This window comes from Spirosoma flavum, from assembly GCF_042686045.1.
Classification (GTDB): domain Bacteria; phylum Bacteroidota; class Bacteroidia; order Cytophagales; family Spirosomataceae; genus Spirosoma; species Spirosoma flavum.
The window spans coordinates 181,075-204,653 of the sequence record NZ_JBHUOM010000002.1; the positions used below are offsets into that span (position 1 = coordinate 181,075).

Annotated in this window: 23 protein-coding genes; 13 read left to right on the plus strand and 10 right to left on the minus strand. The window is 46.2% G+C overall.

All coding sequences use genetic code 11. The features are described from left to right. Nucleotides 1–223: 223 nt before the first annotated feature. The 3 genes from ACFS25_RS06245 to ACFS25_RS06255 form a co-directional block, all read right to left on the minus strand. Nucleotides 224–664 (minus strand): hypothetical protein, encoded by a 441-nt coding sequence (locus tag ACFS25_RS06245; RefSeq protein WP_381497668.1) that lies wholly within the window; start codon nucleotides 662–664, stop codon nucleotides 224–226. 240 nt (nucleotides 665–904) lie between these two features. After that, nucleotides 905–1,465 carry an aminoacyl-tRNA hydrolase gene (pth, locus tag ACFS25_RS06250; RefSeq protein ID WP_381497670.1) on the minus strand — a complete coding sequence of 187 codons (561 nt, stop codon included), beginning with the start codon at nucleotides 1,463–1,465 and terminating at the stop codon, nucleotides 905–907. A 6-nt stretch (nucleotides 1,466–1,471) separates the two neighbouring features. Beyond that, nucleotides 1,472–3,334, minus strand: a complete 1,863-nt coding sequence (locus tag ACFS25_RS06255) for a T9SS type B sorting domain-containing protein (RefSeq protein ID WP_381497672.1) — start codon at nucleotides 3,332–3,334, stop codon at nucleotides 1,472–1,474. Nucleotides 3,335–3,439: 105 nt separating this feature from the next. Between ACFS25_RS06255 and pyrR the strand changes: the two genes are divergently transcribed. From pyrR to fdhD, 3 genes are all read left to right on the plus strand, one after another. Further along, the gene (pyrR, locus tag ACFS25_RS06260; protein WP_381497675.1) at nucleotides 3,440–3,979 is read left to right on the plus strand and encodes a bifunctional pyr operon transcriptional regulator/uracil phosphoribosyltransferase PyrR; all 540 of its coding nucleotides are present in this window, start codon (nucleotides 3,440–3,442) and stop codon (nucleotides 3,977–3,979) included. Between the two features lie 221 nt (nucleotides 3,980–4,200). Further along, on the plus strand, nucleotides 4,201–6,774 hold the full coding sequence (locus ACFS25_RS06265) for a DUF5686 and carboxypeptidase-like regulatory domain-containing protein (protein WP_381497677.1): 2,574 nt from the start codon (nucleotides 4,201–4,203) through the stop codon (nucleotides 6,772–6,774). 67 nt (nucleotides 6,775–6,841) lie between these two features. Then, nucleotides 6,842–7,699, plus strand: a complete 858-nt coding sequence (gene fdhD, locus ACFS25_RS06270) for a formate dehydrogenase accessory sulfurtransferase FdhD (RefSeq protein WP_381497679.1) — start codon at nucleotides 6,842–6,844, stop codon at nucleotides 7,697–7,699. A 34-nt stretch (nucleotides 7,700–7,733) separates the two neighbouring features. On the opposite strand, the gene ACFS25_RS06275 is transcribed toward fdhD, so the two are convergent. Beyond that, nucleotides 7,734–8,603 carry a diacylglycerol/lipid kinase family protein gene (locus ACFS25_RS06275; protein ID WP_381497681.1) on the minus strand — a complete coding sequence of 290 codons (870 nt, stop codon included), beginning with the start codon at nucleotides 8,601–8,603 and terminating at the stop codon, nucleotides 7,734–7,736. 48 nt (nucleotides 8,604–8,651) lie between these two features. Between ACFS25_RS06275 and ACFS25_RS06280 the strand changes: the two genes are divergently transcribed. Further along, the gene (locus ACFS25_RS06280; RefSeq protein ID WP_381497683.1) at nucleotides 8,652–9,725 is read left to right on the plus strand and encodes an App1 family protein; all 1,074 of its coding nucleotides are present in this window, start codon (nucleotides 8,652–8,654) and stop codon (nucleotides 9,723–9,725) included. A gap of 60 nt (nucleotides 9,726–9,785) precedes the next feature. On the opposite strand, the gene ACFS25_RS06285 is transcribed toward ACFS25_RS06280, so the two are convergent. Further along, complete coding sequence (locus ACFS25_RS06285) at nucleotides 9,786–10,553, minus strand: class I SAM-dependent methyltransferase (RefSeq protein ID WP_381497685.1); 768 nt, start codon at nucleotides 10,551–10,553, stop codon at nucleotides 9,786–9,788. A gap of 182 nt (nucleotides 10,554–10,735) precedes the next feature. On the opposite strand from ACFS25_RS06285, the gene ACFS25_RS06290 reads away from it, so the two are divergent. Next, nucleotides 10,736–12,202, plus strand: coding sequence for a GWxTD domain-containing protein (locus ACFS25_RS06290; protein ID WP_381497687.1), 1,467 nt, complete (start codon nucleotides 10,736–10,738; stop codon nucleotides 12,200–12,202). Beyond that, a complete protein-coding gene (gene rlmB / locus ACFS25_RS06295) occupies nucleotides 12,175–12,999 on the plus strand; it encodes a 23S rRNA (guanosine(2251)-2'-O)-methyltransferase RlmB (protein ID WP_381497689.1) in 825 nt (274 codons plus the stop codon). Before ACFS25_RS06290 ends, rlmB begins: the two co-directional genes overlap by 28 nt. 93 nt (nucleotides 13,000–13,092) lie before the next feature. On the opposite strand, the gene ACFS25_RS06300 is transcribed toward rlmB, so the two are convergent. Next, a complete protein-coding gene (locus ACFS25_RS06300) occupies nucleotides 13,093–13,875 on the minus strand; it encodes a class I SAM-dependent methyltransferase (protein WP_381497691.1) in 783 nt (260 codons plus the stop codon). A gap of 225 nt (nucleotides 13,876–14,100) precedes the next feature. On the opposite strand from ACFS25_RS06300, the gene ACFS25_RS06305 reads away from it, so the two are divergent. After that, on the plus strand, nucleotides 14,101–15,114 hold the full coding sequence (locus ACFS25_RS06305; RefSeq protein ID WP_381497694.1) for a sterol desaturase family protein: 1,014 nt from the start codon (nucleotides 14,101–14,103) through the stop codon (nucleotides 15,112–15,114). A gap of 69 nt (nucleotides 15,115–15,183) precedes the next feature. On the opposite strand, the gene ACFS25_RS06310 is transcribed toward ACFS25_RS06305, so the two are convergent. Beyond that, entirely contained in the window at nucleotides 15,184–15,594 is a 411-nt protein-coding gene (locus ACFS25_RS06310; protein ID WP_381497696.1) for a c-type cytochrome, read from the minus strand. 174 nt (nucleotides 15,595–15,768) lie between these two features. On the opposite strand from ACFS25_RS06310, the gene ACFS25_RS06315 reads away from it, so the two are divergent. Beyond that, nucleotides 15,769–16,521, plus strand: coding sequence for a class I SAM-dependent methyltransferase (locus ACFS25_RS06315; RefSeq protein WP_381497698.1), 753 nt, complete (start codon nucleotides 15,769–15,771; stop codon nucleotides 16,519–16,521). A 122-nt stretch (nucleotides 16,522–16,643) separates the two neighbouring features. Here ACFS25_RS06315 and ACFS25_RS06320 read toward each other — a convergent pair whose 3' ends face one another. From ACFS25_RS06320 to ACFS25_RS06330, 3 genes are all read right to left on the minus strand, one after another. Then, a complete protein-coding gene (locus ACFS25_RS06320) occupies nucleotides 16,644–17,240 on the minus strand; it encodes a hypothetical protein (RefSeq protein ID WP_381497699.1) in 597 nt (198 codons plus the stop codon). Next, on the minus strand, nucleotides 17,227–17,742 hold the full coding sequence (locus ACFS25_RS06325; protein WP_381497702.1) for an RNA polymerase sigma factor: 516 nt from the start codon (nucleotides 17,740–17,742) through the stop codon (nucleotides 17,227–17,229). The genes ACFS25_RS06320 and ACFS25_RS06325 overlap by 14 nt, the downstream gene beginning before the upstream one ends. Before the next feature lie 213 nt (nucleotides 17,743–17,955). Then, the gene (locus ACFS25_RS06330; protein WP_381497704.1) at nucleotides 17,956–19,644 is read right to left on the minus strand and encodes a VRR-NUC domain-containing protein; all 1,689 of its coding nucleotides are present in this window, start codon (nucleotides 19,642–19,644) and stop codon (nucleotides 17,956–17,958) included. Nucleotides 19,645–19,675: 31 nt separating this feature from the next. On the opposite strand from ACFS25_RS06330, the gene ACFS25_RS06335 reads away from it, so the two are divergent. From ACFS25_RS06335 to ACFS25_RS06355, 5 genes are all read left to right on the plus strand, one after another. Further along, nucleotides 19,676–20,692, plus strand: a complete 1,017-nt coding sequence (locus tag ACFS25_RS06335; RefSeq protein ID WP_381497707.1) for a DUF2157 domain-containing protein — start codon at nucleotides 19,676–19,678, stop codon at nucleotides 20,690–20,692. Beyond that, nucleotides 20,679–21,872, plus strand: coding sequence for a DUF1129 domain-containing protein (locus tag ACFS25_RS06340; protein WP_381497709.1), 1,194 nt, complete (start codon nucleotides 20,679–20,681; stop codon nucleotides 21,870–21,872). Before ACFS25_RS06335 ends, ACFS25_RS06340 begins: the two co-directional genes overlap by 14 nt. Before the next feature lie 44 nt (nucleotides 21,873–21,916). Continuing rightward, entirely contained in the window at nucleotides 21,917–22,027 is a 111-nt protein-coding gene (locus ACFS25_RS06345; protein ID WP_381497711.1) for a type II toxin-antitoxin system VapB family antitoxin, read from the plus strand. A gap of 93 nt (nucleotides 22,028–22,120) precedes the next feature. After that, nucleotides 22,121–22,276: a PIN domain-containing protein gene (locus ACFS25_RS06350; protein WP_381497713.1), complete on the plus strand. Its 156-nt coding sequence runs from the start codon at nucleotides 22,121–22,123 to the stop codon at nucleotides 22,274–22,276. Between the two features lie 81 nt (nucleotides 22,277–22,357). Then, nucleotides 22,358–23,545, plus strand: coding sequence for a phosphoglycerate kinase (locus ACFS25_RS06355; RefSeq protein ID WP_381497715.1), 1,188 nt, complete (start codon nucleotides 22,358–22,360; stop codon nucleotides 23,543–23,545). Nucleotides 23,546–23,579: the final 34 nt, after the last annotated feature.

Sequence of the window (23,579 nt, forward strand, 5' to 3'; positions counted from 1 at the left end):
ATTAGTCTTTGGCAGGATAAACGCGCCCTGAATCTCAGTATCAAATGTGAGTCAATCGGCTCATTACTGAACCCTAAATACCCCTAAAAAAAGATAAGGTTCCCCGATCTATGCGGAGAACCTTATACTGACTATTCCTAAACCCTTAACCTTTTCTACATGAAAAACTAACTTTTAGTCTTTTCTGTTCCAAATTCCAAATTAAATCGGTACTTGGTTTATCTTACTGAATGTCAGTTGCTTCGGCAACGGGCTGATTGGCATTCCAGAGGAAATTAATCATCCGGGTTGTGTGGTCAGCCTGGTTCATCCAGCGAATGGCGTTTGCATCTTTTTGCTTGGCCAATTTATTTGTTAGTTGAGTAGCTGCTTCGTTGAATTTAGCACGATCGTCGGTGCTGAGAGTCACCACGGCGGATGGACTCTGGTTGTACAACGAGACAACACTCATAAAGTTTTGCCAGTTGGTAGTCTGCGCAAACTTGGCAATGTTTTGTCCGATATATGCAGCAAACTGCATTTGTGAACCATTGACAAGCATAGCACTTGCCGGCTTGTTGGCTGCCGGGCTATCATCAGTGTTGGTGGTGGTAGCCGCGTCTGCCTGAGTAGTAGCTAATCCTAATCCAAGAATTAACGATGCAAAGATAATACGCGATTTCATTGTTTTGTTCTATTTCGTTTTCAATTAGATAACACACAAAGGTCTATTGAAAGTTTGAAAGTGCAAGAGCACTATGTGTCCTGTTCGGAATTTTATTCCGATTTTTATCTTGAATGACCTCGATAATTATTTATAATAATGCGATATATTCAATAAAACGGAATAAAATTTTGCTTAACATGTATATAACTATACTAATATATGCTTCTTGAAAAATGAAAACTTCTTTAAAAAGTTATATCATTGGTTGTAATTATTCATAGCTATTTGTATGCCCATAGTACAAAACGTGAGCGCAGCATTGCTTACCCGGTCTAAATAGTCCGGTAATTGGATCAATTCATCTTCTGGAAATTGCCCCAGCACGAAATCAATTTGTCGGCCTTTCGAGAAATTGTTGCCTATTCCCACCCGAAGCCGCGCATATTCCTGCGTATTTAATACCTCATCAATACTTTTTAAGCCATTATGACCACCCGGTGAGCCTTTAGGTTTCAGACGCAGCTTGCCAAATGGCAAATCCTTGTCGTCCGTAATAATGAGTATGTTTTCGACCGGTATATTCTCTTGCTTCATATAATAAAATACGGCCCGGCCACTAAGGTTCATATAGGTTGTGGGCTTTACAAAGAATAATTGCTTGCCTTTGTGCTGCCACTTGGCTGTGTAAGCCAGACGAGTCATCGAGAAATCAAAAGCATACTGGGCAGCCATTCGGTCGAGGACCATAAAACCAGCATTGTGGCGGGTAAGCGCATATTCGGGGCCGATATTGCCCAGACCAACGATCAGAAATTTCATAAACAATCAATATAGAAGGGCTACCGACTGGCGATAAGTCAGTTGAGTTCCGTCAGGAAATTGACAGTCCAATCGGTAGGCATACATACCTGCCGGTACTGACTGACCATTAATCTGACCATCCCAGAGCGGTTCGCCACTTGAGATGGCAAAATTAGCACGATTATACAGGACTGCACCCCAGCGATCATAAACAATGAATGTAACAACCTTGATGGATGGAAACGCAAAATGAACAGTAAGCGCATCGTTCCGCATGTCTTGGTTAGGCGAGAAAGCCGTCGGTAAATGAATGCGATCAGCACAGTCTAAGGGAATACTAACCGATTGGGTGGTAACGCAGTTCTTGTCGTCTTTTAGGGTCAGGGTATAGGTGCCTGCTTTTAGTCCTGAAAAATTACTGCTTCGTTGAAACGACTGGCCGTCAATGGAGAAATCTACATTCGTTGCAACTGCGCTGGTTGGAATGACAATTGCCCCATTTTCTTCGCCACAGCTTGATGCTATTGTCTGAATGTTAGCCGCTTGCGGTCCGCTGCTGGCTGCTATACTTACCGACTGACTAATTGTACAACCAGTACTATCTTTTGCCAGTAGAGTGTACACACCGGCCTGTAAGCCAGTAAACAGAGTATTAGCCTGAAATTGGCGGTTGTCAAGGCTATAGCGTACGGGGTTTTGGCCACCGGCCACTGTCATGGTAATCTGCCCGTTACTTTGTCCGCAGGTGGTGGGCACGGTAGTTGCGCTTATAATCTCCATTGGCTTGAAGGAAGGCAGACTAATGACTTTGTTAACCTCGCACCCGTTGGCATCGCGTACGCGAAGGGTGTAAGCTCCACCGGGTAGCCGCCCAAAAATCGGGCTGGATTGGAAGCTTACACCATAATCAATTGAGTAGGTTAGTGGTGCCTTACCGCCCGCGGCTATTACGGTCACTTCGCCATTGGCGGTTGCACACATCGGCGGAGTACTTTGCAGGCTACTGATTGTTGGAGCGGCATCAGTTGTAATTGTAACTGGTTGTTCGGCCTGACAGCCAGCAGCATCTTTAGCCACAACTGTGTAGGAGCCAGGGCTAAGACTGGTGAATAAAGGGCTTTTCTGAAACGCCCCGCCATTTAATTTATATTGCCAGCCGGTTGTATCCGAAGCGGCTATCTCAATCGAGCCATTGGCTTTATCACAACCTGTGTTGGTAGATGTTGCTTTGAACGTTGGTGAGGTAACCTCAATCGTAATGGGAACTGCCGGACTTTCGTTTTTATAAAGCGTTTGCGTGATGTAGAAGGTAGTCGTCTGGGTGATTTTGGGACTATACGTATTTCCTATTGCTAGCCTGCTGGTTTTTGCCGCCGATGAATACCAACGGACATTTTTTCCTGTAACAACCAGATTAATTGGCTTGCCTGCGCAGTAAGTTGCACCAGACTTAAGAACAATCCGGTATAACTCAACTTTTCCGCCCGATGCGTCGGTGCAAGTGGTGCCATTTGTGATGCTTTCATAGGTGCCAATCAAGCTTTCGTCAACGGGATTATAGGTCATTGTTCCGCGCCAGAAACAAATATCTTTGACAGTTGTATTACCATTTTTGTCTGATTCATTAAACGTCACCGTCGATGAGTTAACCTGCCCCGAAATATAAGCTAACCCACCAAATGGCACATCCGGGTTGGCCGTCTGCGCTGTACCGGCTAGCGCATTGCCAGTCTGCGTAAGTGTCATTGTATAATTGAAAACGTCTTGTGTCGGCTTGGATGGGTAGGTAACGCCTAACCATAACCCGGCTACGTTCTGCGCCTTGCTTATTGTGGTGGAACTGATGCTAAGTAATAAGAGTAGTCCAATGAAAATGCGGATGACCATGCCCGATAGATTTTATATTCTTACATAAAGCTATAAAGAATGACAGTACTACATTTGTTTGACTTATAAACCGGTGACTGACTGACTTACTCCTATTTTTACCCTATGAATCAACAACGCCTGATCCTATCCAGCCCTTTACTGGAAATTGTTGTGAGCCGACTTGCACAACAACTAATTGAAAATTACCAAAATTTTGCTGACACTGTTATACTGGGTATGCAGCCACGAGGAATTTATTTTGCTGAACGCGTCGCACACGAATTAAAACGTGCGCTGGGCCATGAAGTACCGCTTGGCTATCTGGATGCAACCTTCTATCGTGACGATTTCCGACGGCGCGATACGCCCCTACGTCCTAATACGACTCATGTGCCGTTTATTATTGAAAATAAGCGCGTGATTCTTGTTGACGATGTGCTGGCAACGGGCCGGATGGTACGGGCGGCCCTTGATGCAATGACGGCTTTCGGACGTCCCCGGAAAGTGGAGTTGCTGGTGCTGATTGATCGCCGTTACAACCGCGACCTACCTATCAAACCTGATTATACCGGTAAGCGGGTGAACACACTTGAATCGCAGCAGGTGCTGGTAGAATGGACCGAACAGGGGGCTGAGGCCGACCGGATTTGGTTAGTTGGCTAACGATGGTGGTAGTTGGCAAGGGGTATGTGATAGTGAAAAATACTCAATTGATAACCCAATAGTTACGTATAATAAATAATGGGTGTGTGATAACGGTTGAATCAGGAGTTTTGACAGTTGTATGTCTTATACTGTTATTTGGTGGCATCTAATTGACCATAACCGCCTGCATTAGTGTTATATTCGCCGTGCGTAACAGAATAACAAGTACCATAGAACAGTTGAAGACACAGATACCTTCCCTATTATTTTTTCTGTGGTTATTACTTATTGGGTCGGCAACTGCTGCTCGGGGACAAACTACTTATACGGTGACCGGCCTGGTTACGGATGCAAACACAGGAGAACCCATACCCTTTGCCAGTATTGCGCTGGTGGGTCGCCGAAGTGGAACCGTAACGGACGAAAAAGGTCGTTATACGTTGGTTGTTAAAATTTTAACGGACTCTATAGCCGTTAGTTCACTAAGCTACAAACCTTTACGTCGGGCTGTCGATCCCGAAAGAAGCACACAAGCTATTGATTTTAAGCTCGAATCAGCAGGAAATGCCTTGCAGGAAGTAACTGTCAAAGCGGGTGAAAACCCAGCTTGGCGTGTGCTGCGGCAAGTACGTAAAAATCGCTCGATCAATGATCGCAGACGGCTGTCAGCCTATGAATACGATAGTTATGTAAAGACGGATATTGCCCTTAGCCACGTCTCAGATCGTATGCGGAAGAATCCGCTTATCAAGCGTATCAACGAGGCTATGAGCAAGCATGACTCGATTATTGACAAAGAAGGCCACCGGCTGCTGCCGCTTTTAGCCTCGGAGTCGGTGTCGCGGTATTACTTTAAAGCCAATCCCGAACGTAAACGGGAAGACATCCGCAAAATGCGCATTAAGGGCGTGGCGGTTGACGATGCTGGTCTGAGTTCGCAGTTGCTGGGTGGGACTAATCTGGTGAGCCAGAATTTTTATGATAACTACATTCCTATTCTGGGAAAAGATTTTGCCTCACCTGTTGGCGATAACTGGAAAAACTGGTATGAGTTTTTTCTGGCTGATACCATTCAACTTGGTGACCACATTTGTTATGAAATCCAGTTCGAACCCAAGCGGACCGAAGATCTTGCTTTTATGGGCAAAGCCTGGATTGATACGACATCATTTGCGCTCTGTCAGATTGAAGCCCGGATTGGTAACGGAGCTAACCTGAACTATGTGCATGAATTAACCATTGAGCAGGAATTAGAAGCAACTATCGACTCAACGTCCAGCACATCAGTTACGGCTGGTTGGCTGCCCGTGAGTATTCATCTCAAAGCCGACCTGACCGGTGTTGGCAAACAATCGCTCGGATTGCGGGCGCAGGTTACCCTTCGCAACAGTAACATTGTGGTGAACCGCCCGCGTCCGGCTTCCTTTTATGAACAACCTATTGAACCAAGCGATACGGTGGCAACCAACAACGAGGCCTTTTGGCATACCGTACAAGGTACGCTTGCCGGAGCCGATTCGCTGAATAAAGATGATCAGAAAACCCGCCAGGTAATTGAAAAATTACGGACAGTTCCGGCGGTGAAAATGGCCGAAGCCGTAGGGCAGGTTGCCGTTACGGGGTTTTACAAGCTCGGTGGTTTTGACCTCGGACCTTATCCATACTTGTTGGCTGTCAACAGTGTAGAAGGGTTACGGGTACGGGTTGGTTTCCGTACCAACGAGCAATTCAGCCGAAACTGGATTCTACGTGGCTACATGGCTTATGGTACTTTAGATAAGCAAGTGAAATACGGGGGAGAAATAAATTACCTGTTCTCGCGGCAGCATTGGACCATATTGGGGGTTCGGATAGCTAATGATCTGGATCGGCTTGGACTGACGCCCGAACTAATTGGGGGGAACCGAATCTTTTACGCCCTAAGTCGATTTGGGCGCTATCGGGGTGGCTACCAGAGTTACCAGAAAGAAGCTTTTTTTAAGACGGAGCCGGTTAAAGGAGTTCTTCTAACAGCTACGTTGGGTAGTCGTACATTCGATCCGCTTTTTCCCTTCCATTATCGAACAGAACCCGAACTGGGTGATCAGTCAGCGTTGAAGTCCGATATCTTTGATGCCTACTGGTCGATAGAAGCACGGCTGGCCCGGAAAGAAAAATATATAATGGATGGTAATGACCGTGTTACCCTCGGTACTAAACGGGCCCCCGTCCTGACCATTCGGTATACGCATGGGTCTAAGTCGTTAGGTGGACAGTATGACTATGACCGTTTTACACTGCGGGCACAGCAATCGTTTCGGCTTGGTCCGCTTGGCCGGATGACCTATTTGCTGTCAGCAGGTTACACACCCTCAACATTGCCTGCCCCTTTGCTATTTCCGCACATTGGCAATCCAACTCCGCTGTTGACGGTCAATACCTTCAACCGAATGCAATTTTATGAGTTTGTTAGTGACCGCTTCGTTGCTGTTCACGTTCAGCACCGGTTTGAAGGACTGCTGTTCAATCGAATACCAGGCATTCGGAAATTAAACTGGCGGTTAGTGGCCAATATAGACGCTCTTTGGGGTGCTCAGACCAAAGCCAATGAAGCTGTTCAGTCTATTAAGCCTTTGCCAGGTGGAACGAGGCCTATTTATTTTGGGTCACTCAACGGCGATAAACCGTACATGGAAGTAGGATATGGCATTGACAACATCTTCAAAATAATCCGTATTCAGGCCATTCACCGACTGAACTATCTGGAAGGTGGCCCTAATGGTATCGCGCTTGACTCGTTTGCACTCAAGGCATCGGCATCGTTCAGCTTTTAACCACATTTGTTAATCATTTAAGGGCACAAGTAGTTATTGGTTTGACTAAATAGCCAGTTGATTGCCCATGCCACTTGTCGCCCCTGTTACCGTTCATAAAATTTCTGGTGAAACCCTCACGGAGGTACCTGATTTGCTAGCCGTTGAAGAGCCGCTAGAAATTCGATTGGGTTTTGGTCCTATAACAGACCGGCAGCAGCGGTCAGTATCGGTTACCATGCGGACGCCCGGCCATGATGAAGAACTGGCAATCGGTTTTTTATTTAGTGAAAGCATCGTGCAAAAGCCAACCGATATTATTTCGTGTCGCCATTGTGTACAGGATTCACAAAAAGAAGGTAATGTACTGCGCGTAGAACTGCACCCTGATGTAGTGATGGATTGGTCGCGGTTGGAACGAAATACATTTACATCATCAAGCTGTGGACTATGCGGCAAAACAACAATAGATGCTGTTATGGCGCTTACCCCCGGCCCACTCTCAGCCGACTTCTCTATAGAACCAGCCGTATTGCATGCCCTGCCAGAGCGGGTTCGGCAAACCCAACGGGCATTTGCTTACACGGGAGGTATCCACGCAGCTGCTTTGTTCGACGTCGATGGGAAACTGTTACTGGTTCGGGAAGACATTGGCCGACATAATGCCCTGGATAAACTCATCGGGGCTGCTTTCTGGCAAAACTGGTTACCACTGAGCCAGTTCGGAGTCTTTCTGAGTGGTCGGATTGGTGTTGAACTTGTTCAAAAAAGCTGGCGGGCGGGCGTTCCAATGCTGGCGGCTGTAGGCGCACCATCGAGCCTTGCTGTTCAGATGGCAAAAGAAGCCCAGATGACGTTAGCGGGTTTTGTGCGCGATAATCGATTTAATCTGTACAGCGAACCAGATCGGGTAATTATTGGTCAGGTAATGGCGTTTAAAGCCTGACAACGCTCATCCACTATTCCCTGACGCAACCCAACTAAGCAGCCGGAACCAGCATGAGTAAAGCGCCCGGCTTAATAACAGCTTTTAAGGTTGTAATACGCCCCCGGTATTCGCCATCTACCTGGAAATAGGCTCGCCGGTGCGTTTCAATGGTAACCGATGTTGCCGGAAAAATCTCGATTTTCTTTGGGTCGAATGGTTTATATAGCCAGAAGAGTTTCAGAATTTCCCAAAATGATAATCGGCGGAAGATAACAACTTCAAAATGCCCGTCGCAGGGGTCGCCATCGGGATTAATAACTGCCCCAGTTCCATACATTCGGGCGTTAGCTAGTACAATCATAAAGGCGGCCCGCTGTACACATTCGTCGCCAACCGTGATTGACACGCGCAATAACCGCCTTTTTTGAAGTACATTAATTACACCCCGGAGGTAGCCAAATTTGCCCCGTAGATTATTCTGCTCATAATGTTTGACCAATTGCGCGTTCAGGCCAATATCACTCAGGTGCAGGCAAACGTCGCCATCATTAACTGATAGGATGTCGGTTGCTTTGGGAACACCATTAACCAGCAGAGCTAAACTGCCGTCAACATCGGGTGGGATTCCCAATTCGCGGGCCATTCCGTTAGCCGAACCGGCAGGCAATACCCCCAATGGAATGCCGGTATTGAGGAGTGCCGTCGCCACAATCTTAATAGTGCCGTCGCCCCCAACGGCCACTACACGGTCGGGTTTGTGTTGAGCAATTTGCTGGCGGAGCGTTTCATCGTCGGTTTTACCATCGAAGTAGAACTGATGAACAGTATGAGGTAAATTGGCGAAGTAATTATGGATACCTTCTTCCCAAACAGCTTTGTCGCTTCCACCCGAAACCGGGTTAATTGCAAATAAAAAGATCAACTTCTGAGCAGATTATAAGTTATAAAAGGCAAGTATTGACGTAACGTTATGGAAACTGTGCAACGCCCGCTCATTAATAAACAAAAAATAAGCCTGAAGGGTAAGATAAAACGCTATTTCTTAACATTGCTGCGGCTGACTGACCAGCCCATGGTGAAAGTTTATCGCGGTTTTGGCAATGATAAACGACTAACAATTTATGGCCATGTATTTCGGCAGAGCGCTTTGCCCCGGAAGAAATACCGCGATATTAATTTAGTTAACCTCCTGGCTGTGTTGCGGTTATTTTTGGTTCAGCCCTATCCACACGCTATGGTTCGGGTTCGTTTTGGGAAACAACTCGTTCAGGTTCAGACTGATGTTGATGGATATTTTCAACTCGATTTGCCCTTAACTCAGCCTTTGTCGCCCGGCTGGCATCCGGTGCAGGCGCAACTCGTATCTCAAACAATGACGCCTGAAACAGTACTCGCCGAGGGCGAGGGACAGGTATTAATACCACATCCGACTCGTTTTATTTGCCTTTCGGATATTGACGATACGTTCCTGGTTTCGCATTCGGCCACCATTGCAAAACGATTGTTGGTGCTGTTGACCGAAAACGCCCATAGCCGAAGGCCGTTTGATGGTGTAGTAGCCCATTATCAACTACTTGCCGAAGCTGATAGCGGCATTAGTGCCTCCAACCCGTTCTTCTATGTGTCGAGTAGTGAATGGAATTTGTACGACTATATTCTGGAATTCTCTCGAAAAAACGGCTTGCCCGACGGCATTTATCGCCTTAGTCCCCTTAAACGATTATCTCAATTGCTGAAAACGGGCAAGGGTAAACACCTTACTAAAGTTGATCGGATCGTTCAGATTATTAACATGTATCCGAACCAGCAGTTTATTTTGTTGGGCGACGATTCACAGCAAGACCCCATAATTTATGAGTCTATTGTTCAGCGGTTTCCAAACCAAATTCGGTGTGTTTATATCCGGCAAGTGCATGCTGAACATAAAGCTCGGACAGAAAGTCTGATGGCAAAAATAGAAGCAATCGGCGTAGCTAGCTGTTATTTCGCCCACAGTGCCGATGCCAGACAGCATTCCGTTGATATTGGTCTGGTAGCCACATAGCACACTTTCTAGTCTATAATGGCTCGAATGCAAAAGCAGGATTGACTGATAGACAAGCAATTACTTCGTAGCGATATAAAAGAAATCCAAACTTCCGGCGGGGTCTTTGCTGACAAGATAATCTGTATAATTAATTTCGGCGGCAAGACCGTCAGCTTGCAGGAGCCGGTTGCGGTTCAGGCGGTTCATCAGATCATAGGGAACCTGGAGCAATCGGCGGGGAAGTCGGTATTGCAGATTAAAAATATCGAAGCGGGTCAGTTTCTTGACCGATTCTTTATTCTGCTCGTAATACGTCATCACCTTGTTGTTTCCATGAATACCGCGCGTTTCAACGGCTGGGAAATACCTGGCCATCAGCGACTTTAGCCCATCGGCGTAGTACTCCCGAACGTGCCACGGATTGCGCGTAAGCGAGAATGTTTTATTAACGGTTGTCAGCAATAGTTTACCACCCGGCTTTAACACACGGTGAGCTTCCTTGATAAATAAATCGTCGTTTTCGATGTGTTCAATCACCTGAAACGTCACGATATAATCGAAAGAATTATCCGCTAAACCACTAAGTGGTGGGATATTAGCGGCAATGAATGTCGAGGTTGGATACTCAGCGCCAAGTCCTGTAATTAGCTCCTCATTCTTGTCGATACCCGTATAGTGATTGGCTGCTTTGGTCAGCAGTTCCAGCCCCCGTCCCCAGCCGCATCCAATCTCAAGTACCTGTCCACTTACTATAGCAGCAGCTTCGACATACGGGAACAGCAGTCGTTGGTGAACAGGGTTATCCGATGCGATTTCGGCGGAGGTAATTTCAGTGGTCTTATACATACGTTTGTAATTCAATGCACAAAATTACTCTTTTGCATAAGTAAAGAAAAATGAACGGCTCCGGTAACCGAAAAGAGATGTTTTTTTCGTTATAAATACACATTTCCAACCAGACCTATAAGGCAAGCGCATAGAAAGCCCCATGCGTCCCGGCTTATAGCTTTTATATTGCCTCATCATTTATGCGTACCCTATCTGCTTTACTCCTTATTTGTTTCGTCACGGCCTGTTCGACCGCTAAAAAAACGCAACAGGCCCGCGCTAATGAGGCCTATGATGCCCGCACAGAAGCGCAGCGAAATCAGGTTAGCCGCCCGACTGTGCGTCCTGCTGATGCGCAACGTGACGACGCCGGGCGTAGTGAGCGTCGGAGTGATTCACGTCCAGCCACAGCTCAGACGCCCGCTCCGGTTAAAGTTATGGCTGATGGGCCTGCTTTAGGAACTACCCCCTCAGTATCGACCAAAACGGCTGGTGAGTGGATGGTAACATCCATTAAAGGGAAATTTTTGGCAACCGATACATCCAGCGTCCGAGTGTATATGGACCTAACGGCTAAGTCGCCTACGGGTGAGACGGTGCTTAATCCAACTGATTTTACGGAGCATTTTCTGATTGCCTATGTCATGTATCCTGACTACAACAACCGCGAACGGTTGGGTTACGGAACGGTGCCGCTCAATGCCCAGAACGTACGTGTTCAGGGCGACCACTTAACACTGACATTTGATGTAAAACGTCCCCCGTCGACGGATAAAAAAGATGGCTCTACGGCTGTTCTTCTGACCGAAATAACTGAAGTTAACTCAGGCACGAAAGCACGTAATGACCTGACACTACGCTTTAAAGCCGCAAAATTGAGTGACCGATTTACGCTGTTCGATAAAAACGGAAAGCAACCGCAACTACGCAATTACGTGAACGTGGGCGATACGGTCGTCATACGGGATGTGAATGGGACAAGCAAGCAACTTTTTGGGGTTCGCTACCGCCACGATTTCGAAGCAGCTTCGTCACCGATGAATACCGCGCCCCGTCCGGCGTCCAAATCGTTAGCCCAGGATTCTACCCTAAGCATAACTACGAATCAGCCATTTGTCATTTCTCATGAGGGCCTATATTACTTTGTAGAAGATACGACTGATGCATCTGGTATTGGCCTGGTGGTGACTGATAAACGGTTTCCGAAATTAACTCGTCCTGAGAAACTTATCAAGCCCGTATTGTACATGAGTACCAGTACCGAAATCGGGGAGATGAATCAGGCGAAGGATACCAAGAAGGCATTTGACCGCTATTGGCTGAGTCTGATGTCTGGTAACGAGGAAGTAGCGCGAAAAACGTTGAAAGCTTATTTCGACCGTGTTGAAGAAGCCAACCGCTTATTTACGAGCTATAAAGAGGGTTGGAAAACCGATAAGGGCATGATTTACATCGTACTGGGTGCCCCCGACCGTGTACAACGGAACCGGGAACGCGAAGTGTGGGTTTATAATCGCCGGGCCAATGTCTCGGAGGTTAATTTTACGTTTACCAAAAAACCGAATCAATTTGTCGAGGATCATTACGAACTGGTACGCTATATTGAGTATCAGCCGATTTGGTACCCGATTGTCGAAGCATGGAGAACCGGCGCAATCCGCGAGTAAATCGCCCGAATACCAATAAAAGTTCAACGTCCCGCCCCCAATTTCGCCCCGAACCAGACGAGATGGTGTTTGGTATTCAGTCCGTTATCGAGACGCTTAAGTCCGACCAGCAGATTGATAAACTGTACATGGAGAAGGAGTTGAGTAACCCTGATATCCAGACGCTGGCCTTTCAGAAACGAGTCACGATTCAGCGTGTACCCGTCGAACGGCTTGATCGGTTCACCCGAAAAAATCATCAGGGGGTTGTCTGCCTGATCGCTCAGGTACAATACGTTAAGCTTTCTAACGTGATCGCCGATGTGTTTGAGCGGGGTGAAACGCCTTTTTTCCTTCTTCTGGACCGCATTACAGACGTACGTAACTTCGGTGCTATTGCCCGAACGGCTGAGTGTACGGGGGTGCAATGTATCGTTATTCCGGGTCGGGGTGCGGCTGCTATCAACTCCGACGCCATGAAAACTTCGTCGGGTGCCCTGAATCATATTTCGGTTTGCCGGGAACCTGACTTGACCGAAACTGTAAAATATTTGCAGGCGTCGGGTATCACGGTTGTTGCCTGTACCGAAAAATCGAGCCGTGACCTCTATGAGCGTACGACTGATCTGACTGGCCCGATGGCTATCATTGTCGGATCGGAAGAAGACGGCATCTCGCCCGAACTGCTCCGTATGGTCGATACACACGTTAAAATTCCGCTGCTCGGCGCAGTTGGCTCGCTGAATGTATCGGTGGCTACGGGCGTAGTGTTGTATGAAGCTGTACGCCAGCGTAGTTTGATCATTAATGTAGAGTAAATTTTATCTGAGTGGGGATTCGGCAACGGGTTCCCATCTTTAGGCAGACTTGTTTTCACAGCAGAAAATGGCGAACAGAGTGTTGTTCCGTTCTCATTTTTCGCAGACTAGATAATAAAACTCGTTCTCTAGTTTATAGCCCCCCAAATTGGTCCTGAATGGAGCTATAGCCGTTGTTACAGCCTCAGTAGCTTGCTCCAGCGATGAATTAAGGATGGCCTTTCGAGCCGGTCCCGCCGACAATAGACCCTTCAACGCCGACGATAAATCAGAATACACGAATGGGCTTGATACACTTGTTTTCTGGCCCACCTTGAATCCTGCCTGAGTGACCAAGTCTTCTAACGCGCCATCTTCCGATAACGCAAATGGACCGGGTGTTCCTGGGGGTGGGGGCGGCATCAGAGAACCCAAGGCTTTTAAGTAAACAGCCGCCTGACATTCCTGGGCTTTTCCCCAGATGGCTACCACTACTTTGCCGTCTGGTTTTAGAACCCGATACGCTTCTTTCAACGCCTGGACCGGACTGGCAGCATACTGAAATGAGTTGGTGCCGGTCACTAGGTCAAAAGTCTGGTCAGGATAGGGTAATTCTTCCATATCGCCCGTCTGAAAATGGCCGAGAGGAGTTTTGCTATGGGCAATCTCAATCAACTGTGGTGTTGCATCAAGTCCCGAAACGTCAAATCCCTGTTGGGAAGCCAACCGACAAAACAGGCCTGACCCACAACCAATATCGAGCAAAACGCGGCCTGATGTTTGTTTGAAATCACTAATGATTTGTTCGAACACAGGTTGTAAGGTTGATTCCTGAAAGTCAGCCCAATCCTGAGCAGATGCCCCCCATAGTTCAGCCTGATTTTTTTGCGTTCCCATAATCGTTCCTTACTTTTTCGTACAAAAATATTGTCTTTTTTGCTGGATAATCTATTCAGAGTCAAGCTTATCGACAAATACTCAGTTTTCACTCACGAACGCCTTTTATCGCCGACTAACGGTATAATATTACACAAAACATGTTTATATTACATAGATACTGTTTATCAGGCTGATTGAGTAAATATAGACAGCAATAGCATAAAACCAAGCCCACCGTACATCATGGAAATTTTTGAAACACTTTACAAAGAGTTCACCGGTTTTTTTGGGTACAAGCAACTTTTAGAAATCGTTAAAACGCAGAATTACGAAGCACTGCTGACTCAAAAAGGAATTCAGGCTTTTTTGGGACCCCTAATTCCGCTATTACTTATTATTGAGGTTATCCGGGGATTGTTTTACCGCCGATACTCTTTCCCGCAGTACAAAATCTCCCTGTTTACGTACATCCTGAACCGTTTTGTTTCCAGTTTTCTCTCCATTGCCATGGTCGCGTTCTGCATCGGTTTTTTTGAGCCTTATGCACTTTTCAAGACCACATTTACCTGGTACTGGTTTGTCTATGGCTATGTAGTTTGGGAACTAAGCCATTTTGTCTATCACTATTTTGGGCATAAAGTCAGGCTTTTCTGGTGTCTTCATTCCACTCACCATGCGCCAGAGTACATGAACCTGTCAGTAACGTACGCGCACTTTTTTCTGGAAGCTCCTTATGCCGATATAATCCGTACTACTATCTGTATACTGCTTGGCGTGAATCCTCCGTTGCTTTTCCTGATCATGTTCATTGACGGAACTTGGGGAGCTTTTATCCACGTGGGAGAAAATTTGTTAAAAGATGGTCGCCTGGGGTTCATGAATAAAATTATCCTTACGCCATCGCATCATCGCGTACACCACGCACGCAATCCGTTATATATGGATACGAATTTTTGTAATCTGCTCAATATCTGGGATAAAGTATTTGGCACACTACAGGATGAAAAGAGAAATGTAGAAATTGAATATGGCATTAGTAGACCCATGAAAAAAGGCGATTTCCTGGATGCTTACTTTGGGGAAATTGTCTCGTTAGGGAAAGATGTGTACCATGCTCCTGGACTTAAAAGTAAAATCCTTTATATATTAATGCCTCCCGGCTGGAGCCATACCGGCGACCACAAAACCGCTACCATTGTGAAGGCTGACTATATTAAAGTACATCAGCAGGAGCTTAGTGTGGAGACAAGGCACTGATGCTTATTTGACTAGTATAGACAGTCACATTAAAAAAGCACTGGATTATGGTCCAGTGCTTTTTTTGATTTAAGCCTTACTGCTTTTACTCTTGCTCTTTCCTTTTCCTTTGCTACTTCCCGCTTTCTTACCTGGGGCTGGAGTGCTATCTAGAGAATTAATCCAGACAGCCAGTTTTACCGCGTCTTCCTTTGGCACCTGTTTCATTGGCGCCATTGGCGGGTAGCCCGGCCAGTGAGCTGGAATTGGGTTATAAATCAGGTTGACGATTTCCTCGGTAGAATATTTCTTTTTGGCTACATCGGAATAAGCCGGACCCACTAATCGTTGATTGGGACGGTGACAGGCGATACAGGTGTATTTACTCATCAGAGCATTCATATCTGCCGGAATGTCGGACGTTGGTGCCTGTGCGTTAGCGTCGAATGAGGCTACAGCCAGCGCAGCCGAAGCGAAGAAAATGCCAACTATTTTTTTCATGAGAATCGGGTAAACGGTAAATGAACGAACAGATTGATAAAGGGCAACAAGTCAACCACGCAAAAGTAGAGGGTTTATTACGATAACCCAATTTTGACTTCTGTTTTTCCTATTAAACTAAACGTTGGACAGTTGTTCTCGAAAAACGTTTAAAATTGTCAAAAATAAAAAAATATGCAACCACTCGACCGCTTTTCAGGACATGCCGATCTGTATGCCCAACACCGAATCGACTACCCTTCTGAATTATACGACTTCATACTATCACTTGGTGTTAACCGACAAACGGCATGGGATTGCGCCACCGGAAACGGACAGGTAGCAGGTGCGTTGGCCGAGTTTTTCGACCGAGTTGATGCGACGGACCTTAGTGAGACGCAACTTATTCTCGCCGTTAAAAAACCAGCTATTCATTATCAGGTCAGTTTGGCTGAACGAACACCGTTTGCCGACAATACTTTCGATTTGATTACGGTGGCGCAGGCATTGCATTGGTTCGACGTAAACGCTTTTCATCAGGAAGTTCGGCGAGTAGCAAAACCCGGTGCGGTCATTGCTGAGTGGGGCTATAGTCTGGTGCAGCTTGGGCCGTCAAAACCGGGTCCTGAACTTGACTCGATTATGCTTGATTTTTATCGTAACCGTGTTGGGCCATACTGGGATCCGCAACGGACGTATATCGACAATGCCTATGCCACGATACCATTTCCATTTGCCGACGCGCAACGGGCATCATTCACCGCCCGGCGAACCTGGTCGCTGGAGCAATTTTTGAACTACCTGCGAACCTGGTCGGCAGTGAGGCAATATATTCACGAAAATGAAGAAGATCCGGTCATTGGGCTGCGGGAAGAACTAAAGCCGTTCTGGGGCGACAGTGAACGAGAGGTGCACTTCCCAATATTTCTGCGCGTAGGCCGAATTTGATTTGTACTTTCTGGGTAACAGTTTGGGCTTTGTAAAATTTGGGAATTTTAGGTTCTGCCAACTACTCAAGGCTACCTCTCCAGGTTAGAGTAAACCTGGAGAGGTAGCCTTGTTTTGATTCACTAACGGGACGATTGATCGCTACTAATCTCTTCGTGCAGCAGTTTTTTTTGAAGCGTTGCCAGCTCTCGTTTTTTTGCTACATAAACTCGATGTTCCCATCCTCCGGCAAAATAAGATAGTGCAGCAAATGCCAGGATACCCACTGCTATCCCAATCGATTTTCCACTCTCCCAAATACCCAGTAGACTAAGGGTTCCAATTGGCACTATATTCCAGCGCATTAATCCTGAAAGGCGGACCTGATAGGTTGCCATCTCGAGCGCATGATTCAGTTCGCCAAGCATAGACCGATCGAACTTATTTTCACTTTTTAGCCTGCGAATTCGACTTGCCAAAACATACAAGGCAGTCGCAAACATCCATGCAGCCATCAGATACATAACCAGGCTCTCGGGGCGCTTGAAAAAATTGAGTCCAAGTACAAAAATTCCAGTACCAGCATTCACAAAAATTAAGAGCAACTCACTGAAATTAGCGATATGGCGAGCCTGCTCTTTTTTTGCTAGAATGCGATTGTGCAATGCGTTTTCATTGATAACCCAGAGTGGCTCATTCGTCTGGGAATTCCATATTTTTTGCAGTTCATCGAATTCCATGGTAGTCCTGTTGTTTAGATTTAGTGATAAGCTGTTTTTTGATTCGACTGATTTTTACGCCAACATTTGATTCAGATATACCCAGTATAGTAGCCATCTCTTTATAGCTGAACCCATCTAGAAGCAATAAAGTAATGGAGCGGTCGATTCCGTCAAATTTGTGGATTTCCTCGTAGAGCCAGGTTAAGCGTTCATCAACCTGAATTAATGTTTCCTGTAAAATAGCTTGTACGTTATCGAGTGTTTCCTGAGATTCAGTATGTTTTCGCTCTTTGCCAACCCATTTAATAGCCGTGTTCAGCGCTATGCGATACATCCATGTGGTATTGGACGACTGTTGCCTGAAGGTTGGAATGGAATGCCATACTTGAATTATGATCTCCTGGAAAAGATCATCCTGATCCATAACTGTCACTGCATACGCCCGAACTACTTTAAAGAGTAGGGCCTTGTGCTGGCTTAGCCACTTTTCAAAAATATTATTTTGTTCGCTTTTAGTCATGCCCCCACTTATTTACTCAATTAGTACTAATCTCGGACTGGATTATTACAAGAGAGAAAAAATAATCGGGTCGATTTTATGATTTCACTTCACTCTTTCAGATTCAGGTCAGGTCTTTCCTGTAAAAACGATCGCTGTAGTGTCGATTATTAGTACCGCGCGGTCGGTCCCGCCGACATCATAGTAATCGTTTTTTAGGAAAGCCTTGATCGTTTATACTTCCCAGATCACCCGCATAACTTTGCCATGAACGCCTATCGTCTGGAAAAATTCTAACCAGTGCAACTGCTGGGGACCAAGATGGTCGGTTGGCGATTTTACCTCCACAAACTCATAGTGCCCCTGCTCATTCCAGATAAGTAAGTCCGGGAAGCCGCGCGTGTGTTCGCGGACGTTGTGTGCCATTTCGAGTAAAATCAGGCGTAATTGGTCAACGTCCAGTAACTCAATCATACGCTGAACAAGCGTCAATAACTCGTCCGACCAGTCGACCAACACGTTTGTGATGCCGTATTTGGCGTTGAACATCCGGCCCGTGTGCCGTCGCCAGTCGTCTTTGGTGTTGAGTTCGACAAGTCGCTTTTTTAATAGTTCTTCGCGTTTTAAATAAAAATCGGGCAGGTAAAAATCTGATGGGGCACGTTGCAACGGGTGGTGAATGGCCGATACATTAGCATCATAAATAATGTCCCAGAAAACCAGACCGAATAAGCCACGCCAGGGATAATTTTCCGTAAAGGCTGCGTCGTAATCCTGCTCCAAATAATAATTCATTACACCCGCTTCCACGTGGTGACGGTAGGCTACCGGTATATTTATACTTTCGGCATCAGACAAAAAACGCGTGGTGGCTTTGCGGCTACGTTTTTTCGCACCCGCGCTTAAAATTTTCTCCCGAAAGTCATTGGCAAAATACCGCTCTTCGGCGTTTAGCGGATTTACCGAAATTTCGTCACAGAGGGCGAGGGCTTCGTCCACCGAACCGTTTCTGAATAGCAGACGAACGCGCCGTTCCCGCGCCGGAACCCGGTCTGAGAGCTCATAAACGGCCAATGCCTGGTCAGGTAGTTTTTGCCGCTCTAGAAAAGCTCCCACGCGGCACACCAGTTTTTGATAGCCAGGAATGGCAATTTCGGTTAGTTCAGGACGGGTTTCATTCCAGTTCAGAAACCAGTTGTAAATATCATCGGCGGGTGTTTCGTCTTCTTTAAGATCGTAAAATTCCTCGTTCGTCAGTGAAATCAGTAGCTTATCTTCTACCTCTTTGCGGGTGCGAAAACGAGCTGTTAGTTTGCTTTCGTCATACCGCTCGAAGTTGACCATGCCAAGGTCGCGCACGACGAATTCAGTCATGCTACTGCCCCGGTTACCGAAAAACAGGTATTTAACCATGACGCCTTCGGCCTCGAAGTTCATCTTTACCACTGTCTCATGCGTGGTCAGACTGGTAACGATTTCAGCAAAGTTGAGCTCATGAAGCGCGTAGCGGACAAGGCCTTCCTTCTTCTCTTTGGCTAATGGCCGAATTTCTTCTGGTTCCAAAGGGAGCAGATTAAGCAATTCGGGTTTTGTGAAAACACGCAGGGCCGCTTCACCCATGATTTCGTGGTGAGCTGATAGCCGTTCCACAAATCCGGCTATAATTAACTCGCCAACCGCTGCCGGTAAGTCAATAATTTCGGTGTACTGTAGTTTGTTGATTCGGAAAAAGAGTCCTTTGCGATTACTAAACCGTACATACAAACACTGAGCATCGAGACTCAACCCCTCGAATCGGTGAATAAAGTCCCGTTCGGCATCATTTAACAGATTGCCGTATAATCGTTTGACAAAGTCCAGCACATAGCGGAAATTGTCGAGGTAGTAACGGGGTGTAAGGATAATTTTCTGTCGTCCGACCATGCTATATAAAGAACAAAAAAAACAACCATTTATGTCCCCAGCCGATGTCCTGAATGAGTTAAGTAAACACGAGATTCTACCGCCCGAACAACAAGCTAAAATCGTTGAAATAGAGCAAAATAAGCCTTTTTCGGTACACTGGGAATTACGGTCGATGCTCTACATCGGCATTCTGTTGGTAAGTTCGGGATTAGGGCTGTTGGTCTACGATAATTTTGATCAAATTGGTCACGGTGCATTGTTGGCTGCAATTGCCGTTGCGTGTGTTGGATGTTTTTATTTCGCGTGGCGGTTTCGACCCGAATGGATACCGGCACAGACAAAAAGCCGGTCTACGTTTGGTGATTATGCACTTATCCTGGCTTGTCTGTTATTTCTGACACTGGAAGGCTATGCTCAGTATGCCTACACCATTTTTGGTTCGCGGTATGGGTTGGTTACGCTGCTGCCAGCTGCTCTATTTTTGCCGCTGGCCTACCGATTCGACCATCGGGGCGTTTTGAGTATGGCGTTAACGGCTCTGATCTCGTGGGTCGGCGTCACTGTCCGTCCCCTTGAACTGTATTTTAAAACTAATTTTTTTGATCGGGAAACCGTTTTTTCGGCTATCGGGCTGGCCCTGTTACTTGTTGGTGTGGCACTGGGATTAAAGCGGCAAGGTATAAAACCTCACTTCACGTACACCTATCTGACTATTGCGGGTAACTTGCTGATGGTGGCTCTTTTAGGTGGTTTATTCAACTTCGAAGGGCTTCGCCTGTGGTTTGCACTAGGGCTGGCAGCGGCTTGTTTCGTATTTGATTACTACCACCGAAGCGTTGGATCAGCAGACCATCAGCGCCAGCTAACCAGTGGTACTGATGGTTCATTTCTGTTTCTGCTTATGAGCACCGTTTATGGCTACATTGGCGTTACATACCTGTTTTTTCATTATTTACGTCCCGGTAACGACATTTATTATTGGTACTTCATCGTGACGGGCATTGCGTTGGTTTATTACCTGATGAGCCAATTACCTAAAGGCAACCGAACGAATGAGAGCGTATAACGAAGAGTGGATTTATAACCGCGAAATTCTCGGTCAAACAGCGCGCTGGCATCGGCAGGGCCTCGTATCCGACAAGCAGATGGACACTGCCAGAAAGGTGTACCCAGTGGAATTTCGGCAGACAAATAGTTTTATTGAAATCGGGTTGTTTCTATTCACGACCGTTGCTATTCTGGCTTGCTATCTGCTGCCAGCCAGTGTTTTCTCCAGCCAACTAGACAATCAGACGACCTATGGTCTGTTTAATGTAGCGTTTGGTATTGGCGTTGGGGTAATTGGGCGGGTACTTATCAAGCAGCGACTTTTATACCGAAATGGTATTGATAATGCGTTTGTTATTACCCTGACAGGTTTTTTAGCCTTTGGCCTAAATCAGTTTCTGCCGAACGGTCTTTCCCTCGCTACACATTGTTTAGCTATGTTACCGCTTTTGTTACTGATACTCTGGTATTATGGCGACACACTTATTGCGTTCTTCTGCCTTGCCACCTTTTATACGTTCATTTTCGATACCTTGTTGAAGGTCAGTTGGGGGAAAGATGCCTTGCCATTTGTGATGATGGGTGTTTCGCTAGTGATGTACATACTTGTTAAACAGGTTGTTAATCGAAATACTAGGCAAGTGTACTACACCGATCCACTGAATCTTGTGCAATGGATATCGCTTATTGTACTGGCTGCAAGTGGTAATTATTACGTAGTGCGCGAGTTAAATGCGTTATTGTTACCACATACATCAACTTCGGCGATTGGCATTAAAGGATCGCCCAAAATTGTATTATCGGGCCTGTTTTGGCTACTGACATTTGCCATTCCGGTTATTTATTTGTGGCAGGGTCTAGCCAAGAAAAACCGAATGTTGATTATTCTTGGCGCGTTAGGTATCATGGCCGCTTTTGTAACGATACATGAATACGTTACGCTATTGCCGCTTAACGTAGCGCTTACCAGTGCGGGCCTGACTCTAATCGGGATAGCTGTGCTTGGAATCCGGTATTTGTCGCGGCCTAAATATGATTTTACGGATTCTCCAGACGACGATTCACCGAATGAACTGTTTGTAAACATAGCCAGCATTGCCGCTGTTCAGGCAACCAGCACAATACCTCATGCTCCGAAGGACAACCTGCGGTTTGGTGACGGTGATTTTGGTGGAGCCGGTAGTGAAGGAAAATATTAATGTGTATAAAAACGAATATGCTTGTGTGTAGAGTGGCGAAAGCTATGCGTACGAATATTGATATAAGTGATGAACTTCTCCAGATCGCCATGGAAATTAGTCACGCAAAGACCAAAAAAGCAGTCGTCGAACTGGCTTTACAGGAATATTATTAACATGATGCGTCGGAAGGATTTAGTATCACTATTTGGTCGAGTTGATTGGGAAGATGACTTAAATCAAATTCGAACAGAGACAACTCTCAATGAATGAGATCAATAATTGTCGATATATCCGTATGGATAGACTGTTTTCCCTATCTCATCGCCCATTACGCCATATTCTATAACATTCCAATGCTGCATAATGATATCGACTTCGACCAGATTGCTCGCTTTACGGCACTACGAGTTACTGTTCAGTAGCATCAACAACAAACTTCACGTTCGTGTCTGCCGAAAAACTGCTAAGTTTGGCTTTGTAAACTAACGACCATACGCAGTCGCATGAAAACCGTAGATTCCTACAATTTTGCCGGTAAGAAAGCCCTTGTTCGGGTAGACTTCAACGTGCCGCTCGACAAAGAGTACAACATTACTGACGATACCCGTATCAAGGCAACCATCCCGACGGTTCTGAAAATCGTGAATGACGGTGGTTCGGCCATTCTGATGTCTCATCTGGGACGTCCTAAGGGCGGTCCCGAAGAAAAATACTCACTCAAACACTTGTTACCCGCTTTGAAAAAAGCGTTTGGCCGAGAGGTGAAATTTGCTGATGACTCTATTGGTCAGTCGGCTATCGATCTGGCTGCCAGCCTGAAACCGGGTGAAATTCTGCTACTTGAAAACCTGCGTTTTTATAAAGAGGAAGAAAAAGGCGATGTTGCCTTTGCTGAGAAATTATCAAAACTTGGCGATGTTTGGGTTAACGACGCCTTCGGGACTGCTCACCGCGCCCACGCATCAACGGCTGTAATGGGCCAGTTTTTTCAGGACCGGGTCGCTGGATATGTAATGTTGGCTGAATTAGTCAATGCCAAGAAGATTCTGGAGGAAGCCGAACGGCCTTTTACGGCCATTATGGGTGGAGCTAAAATTTCTGACAAAATCCTGATTATTGAGAAACTGCTCGACAAGGTTGACAACCTTATTATTGGTGGAGGCATGACTTATACGTTTACCAAAGCATTGGGTGGACAAATTGGGAAGTCGCTGCTTGAAGCCGACAAACAGGAGTTGGCTCTTGAATTACTGAAAAAAGCAGAGGCTAAAGGCGTAAAAATTTACATGCCTCTTGATAACCTCTGTGCTGACGGATTTTCGAATGACGCGAATCGTCAGGTTATTGAAACCGGCCAAATTCCTGATGGCTGGCAGGGACTGGATATTGGACCTAAGACGATTGAGCTATTTAAAGATATCGTCTCGAAGTCGAGAACTATCCTCTGGAATGGTCCGATGGGCGTATTTGAATTTGAAAATTTCGCTCATGGTACTAACGCCATTGCTGAAGCGGTAGTAAAAGCAACAGAAGAAAACGGTGCTTTCTCGCTCATCGGTGGTGGGGACTCGGCTGCGGCCATTAATCAGGCTGGCTACGGCGACCGCGTTAGTTACGTCTCAACCGGGGGCGGTGCCTTGCTGGAATATATGGAAGGCAAAACCTTGCCGGGTGTAGCCGCATTGGAATAGTAAATTAATTAACGAACAAATAACCACACGCATT

Bases quoted from the DNA above. Each gene is read 5' to 3' on its own strand.
- ACFS25_RS06350 (WP_381497713.1), top strand. From the start codon at position 22,121: ATGAGATCAATAATTGTCGATATATCCGTATGGATAGACTGTTTTCCC.
- ACFS25_RS06280 (WP_381497683.1), top strand. From the start codon at position 8,652: ATGGAAACTGTGCAACGCCCGCTCATTAATAAACAAAAAATAAGCCTG.
- ACFS25_RS06290 (WP_381497687.1), top strand. From the start codon at position 10,736: ATGCGTACCCTATCTGCTTTACTCCTTATTTGTTTCGTCACGGCCTGT.
- ACFS25_RS06310 (WP_381497696.1), bottom strand. From the start codon at position 15,594: ATGAAAAAAATAGTTGGCATTTTCTTCGCTTCGGCTGCGCTGGCTGTA.
- ACFS25_RS06315 (WP_381497698.1), top strand. From the start codon at position 15,769: ATGCAACCACTCGACCGCTTTTCAGGACATGCCGATCTGTATGCCCAA.
- ACFS25_RS06340 (WP_381497709.1), top strand. From the start codon at position 20,679: ATGAGAGCGTATAACGAAGAGTGGATTTATAACCGCGAAATTCTCGGT.
- ACFS25_RS06355 (WP_381497715.1), top strand. From the start codon at position 22,358: ATGAAAACCGTAGATTCCTACAATTTTGCCGGTAAGAAAGCCCTTGTT.
- ACFS25_RS06300 (WP_381497691.1), bottom strand. From the start codon at position 13,875: ATGGGAACGCAAAAAAATCAGGCTGAACTATGGGGGGCATCTGCTCAG.
- rlmB (WP_381497689.1), top strand. From the start codon at position 12,175: ATGGAGAACCGGCGCAATCCGCGAGTAAATCGCCCGAATACCAATAAA.
- ACFS25_RS06305 (WP_381497694.1), top strand. From the start codon at position 14,101: ATGGAAATTTTTGAAACACTTTACAAAGAGTTCACCGGTTTTTTTGGG.
- ACFS25_RS06330 (WP_381497704.1), bottom strand. From the start codon at position 19,644: ATGGTCGGACGACAGAAAATTATCCTTACACCCCGTTACTACCTCGAC.
- ACFS25_RS06245 (WP_381497668.1), bottom strand. From the start codon at position 664: ATGAAATCGCGTATTATCTTTGCATCGTTAATTCTTGGATTAGGATTA.
- ACFS25_RS06320 (WP_381497699.1), bottom strand. From the start codon at position 17,240: ATGGAATTCGATGAACTGCAAAAAATATGGAATTCCCAGACGAATGAG.
- pth (WP_381497670.1), bottom strand. From the start codon at position 1,465: ATGAAATTTCTGATCGTTGGTCTGGGCAATATCGGCCCCGAATATGCG.
- ACFS25_RS06335 (WP_381497707.1), top strand. From the start codon at position 19,676: ATGTCCCCAGCCGATGTCCTGAATGAGTTAAGTAAACACGAGATTCTA.
- ACFS25_RS06345 (WP_381497711.1), top strand. From the start codon at position 21,917: ATGCGTACGAATATTGATATAAGTGATGAACTTCTCCAGATCGCCATG.
- pyrR (WP_381497675.1), top strand. From the start codon at position 3,440: ATGAATCAACAACGCCTGATCCTATCCAGCCCTTTACTGGAAATTGTT.
- ACFS25_RS06325 (WP_381497702.1), bottom strand. From the start codon at position 17,742: ATGACTAAAAGCGAACAAAATAATATTTTTGAAAAGTGGCTAAGCCAG.
- ACFS25_RS06285 (WP_381497685.1), bottom strand. From the start codon at position 10,553: ATGTATAAGACCACTGAAATTACCTCCGCCGAAATCGCATCGGATAAC.
- ACFS25_RS06255 (WP_381497672.1), bottom strand. From the start codon at position 3,334: ATGGTCATCCGCATTTTCATTGGACTACTCTTATTACTTAGCATCAGT.
- fdhD (WP_381497679.1), top strand. From the start codon at position 6,842: ATGCCACTTGTCGCCCCTGTTACCGTTCATAAAATTTCTGGTGAAACC.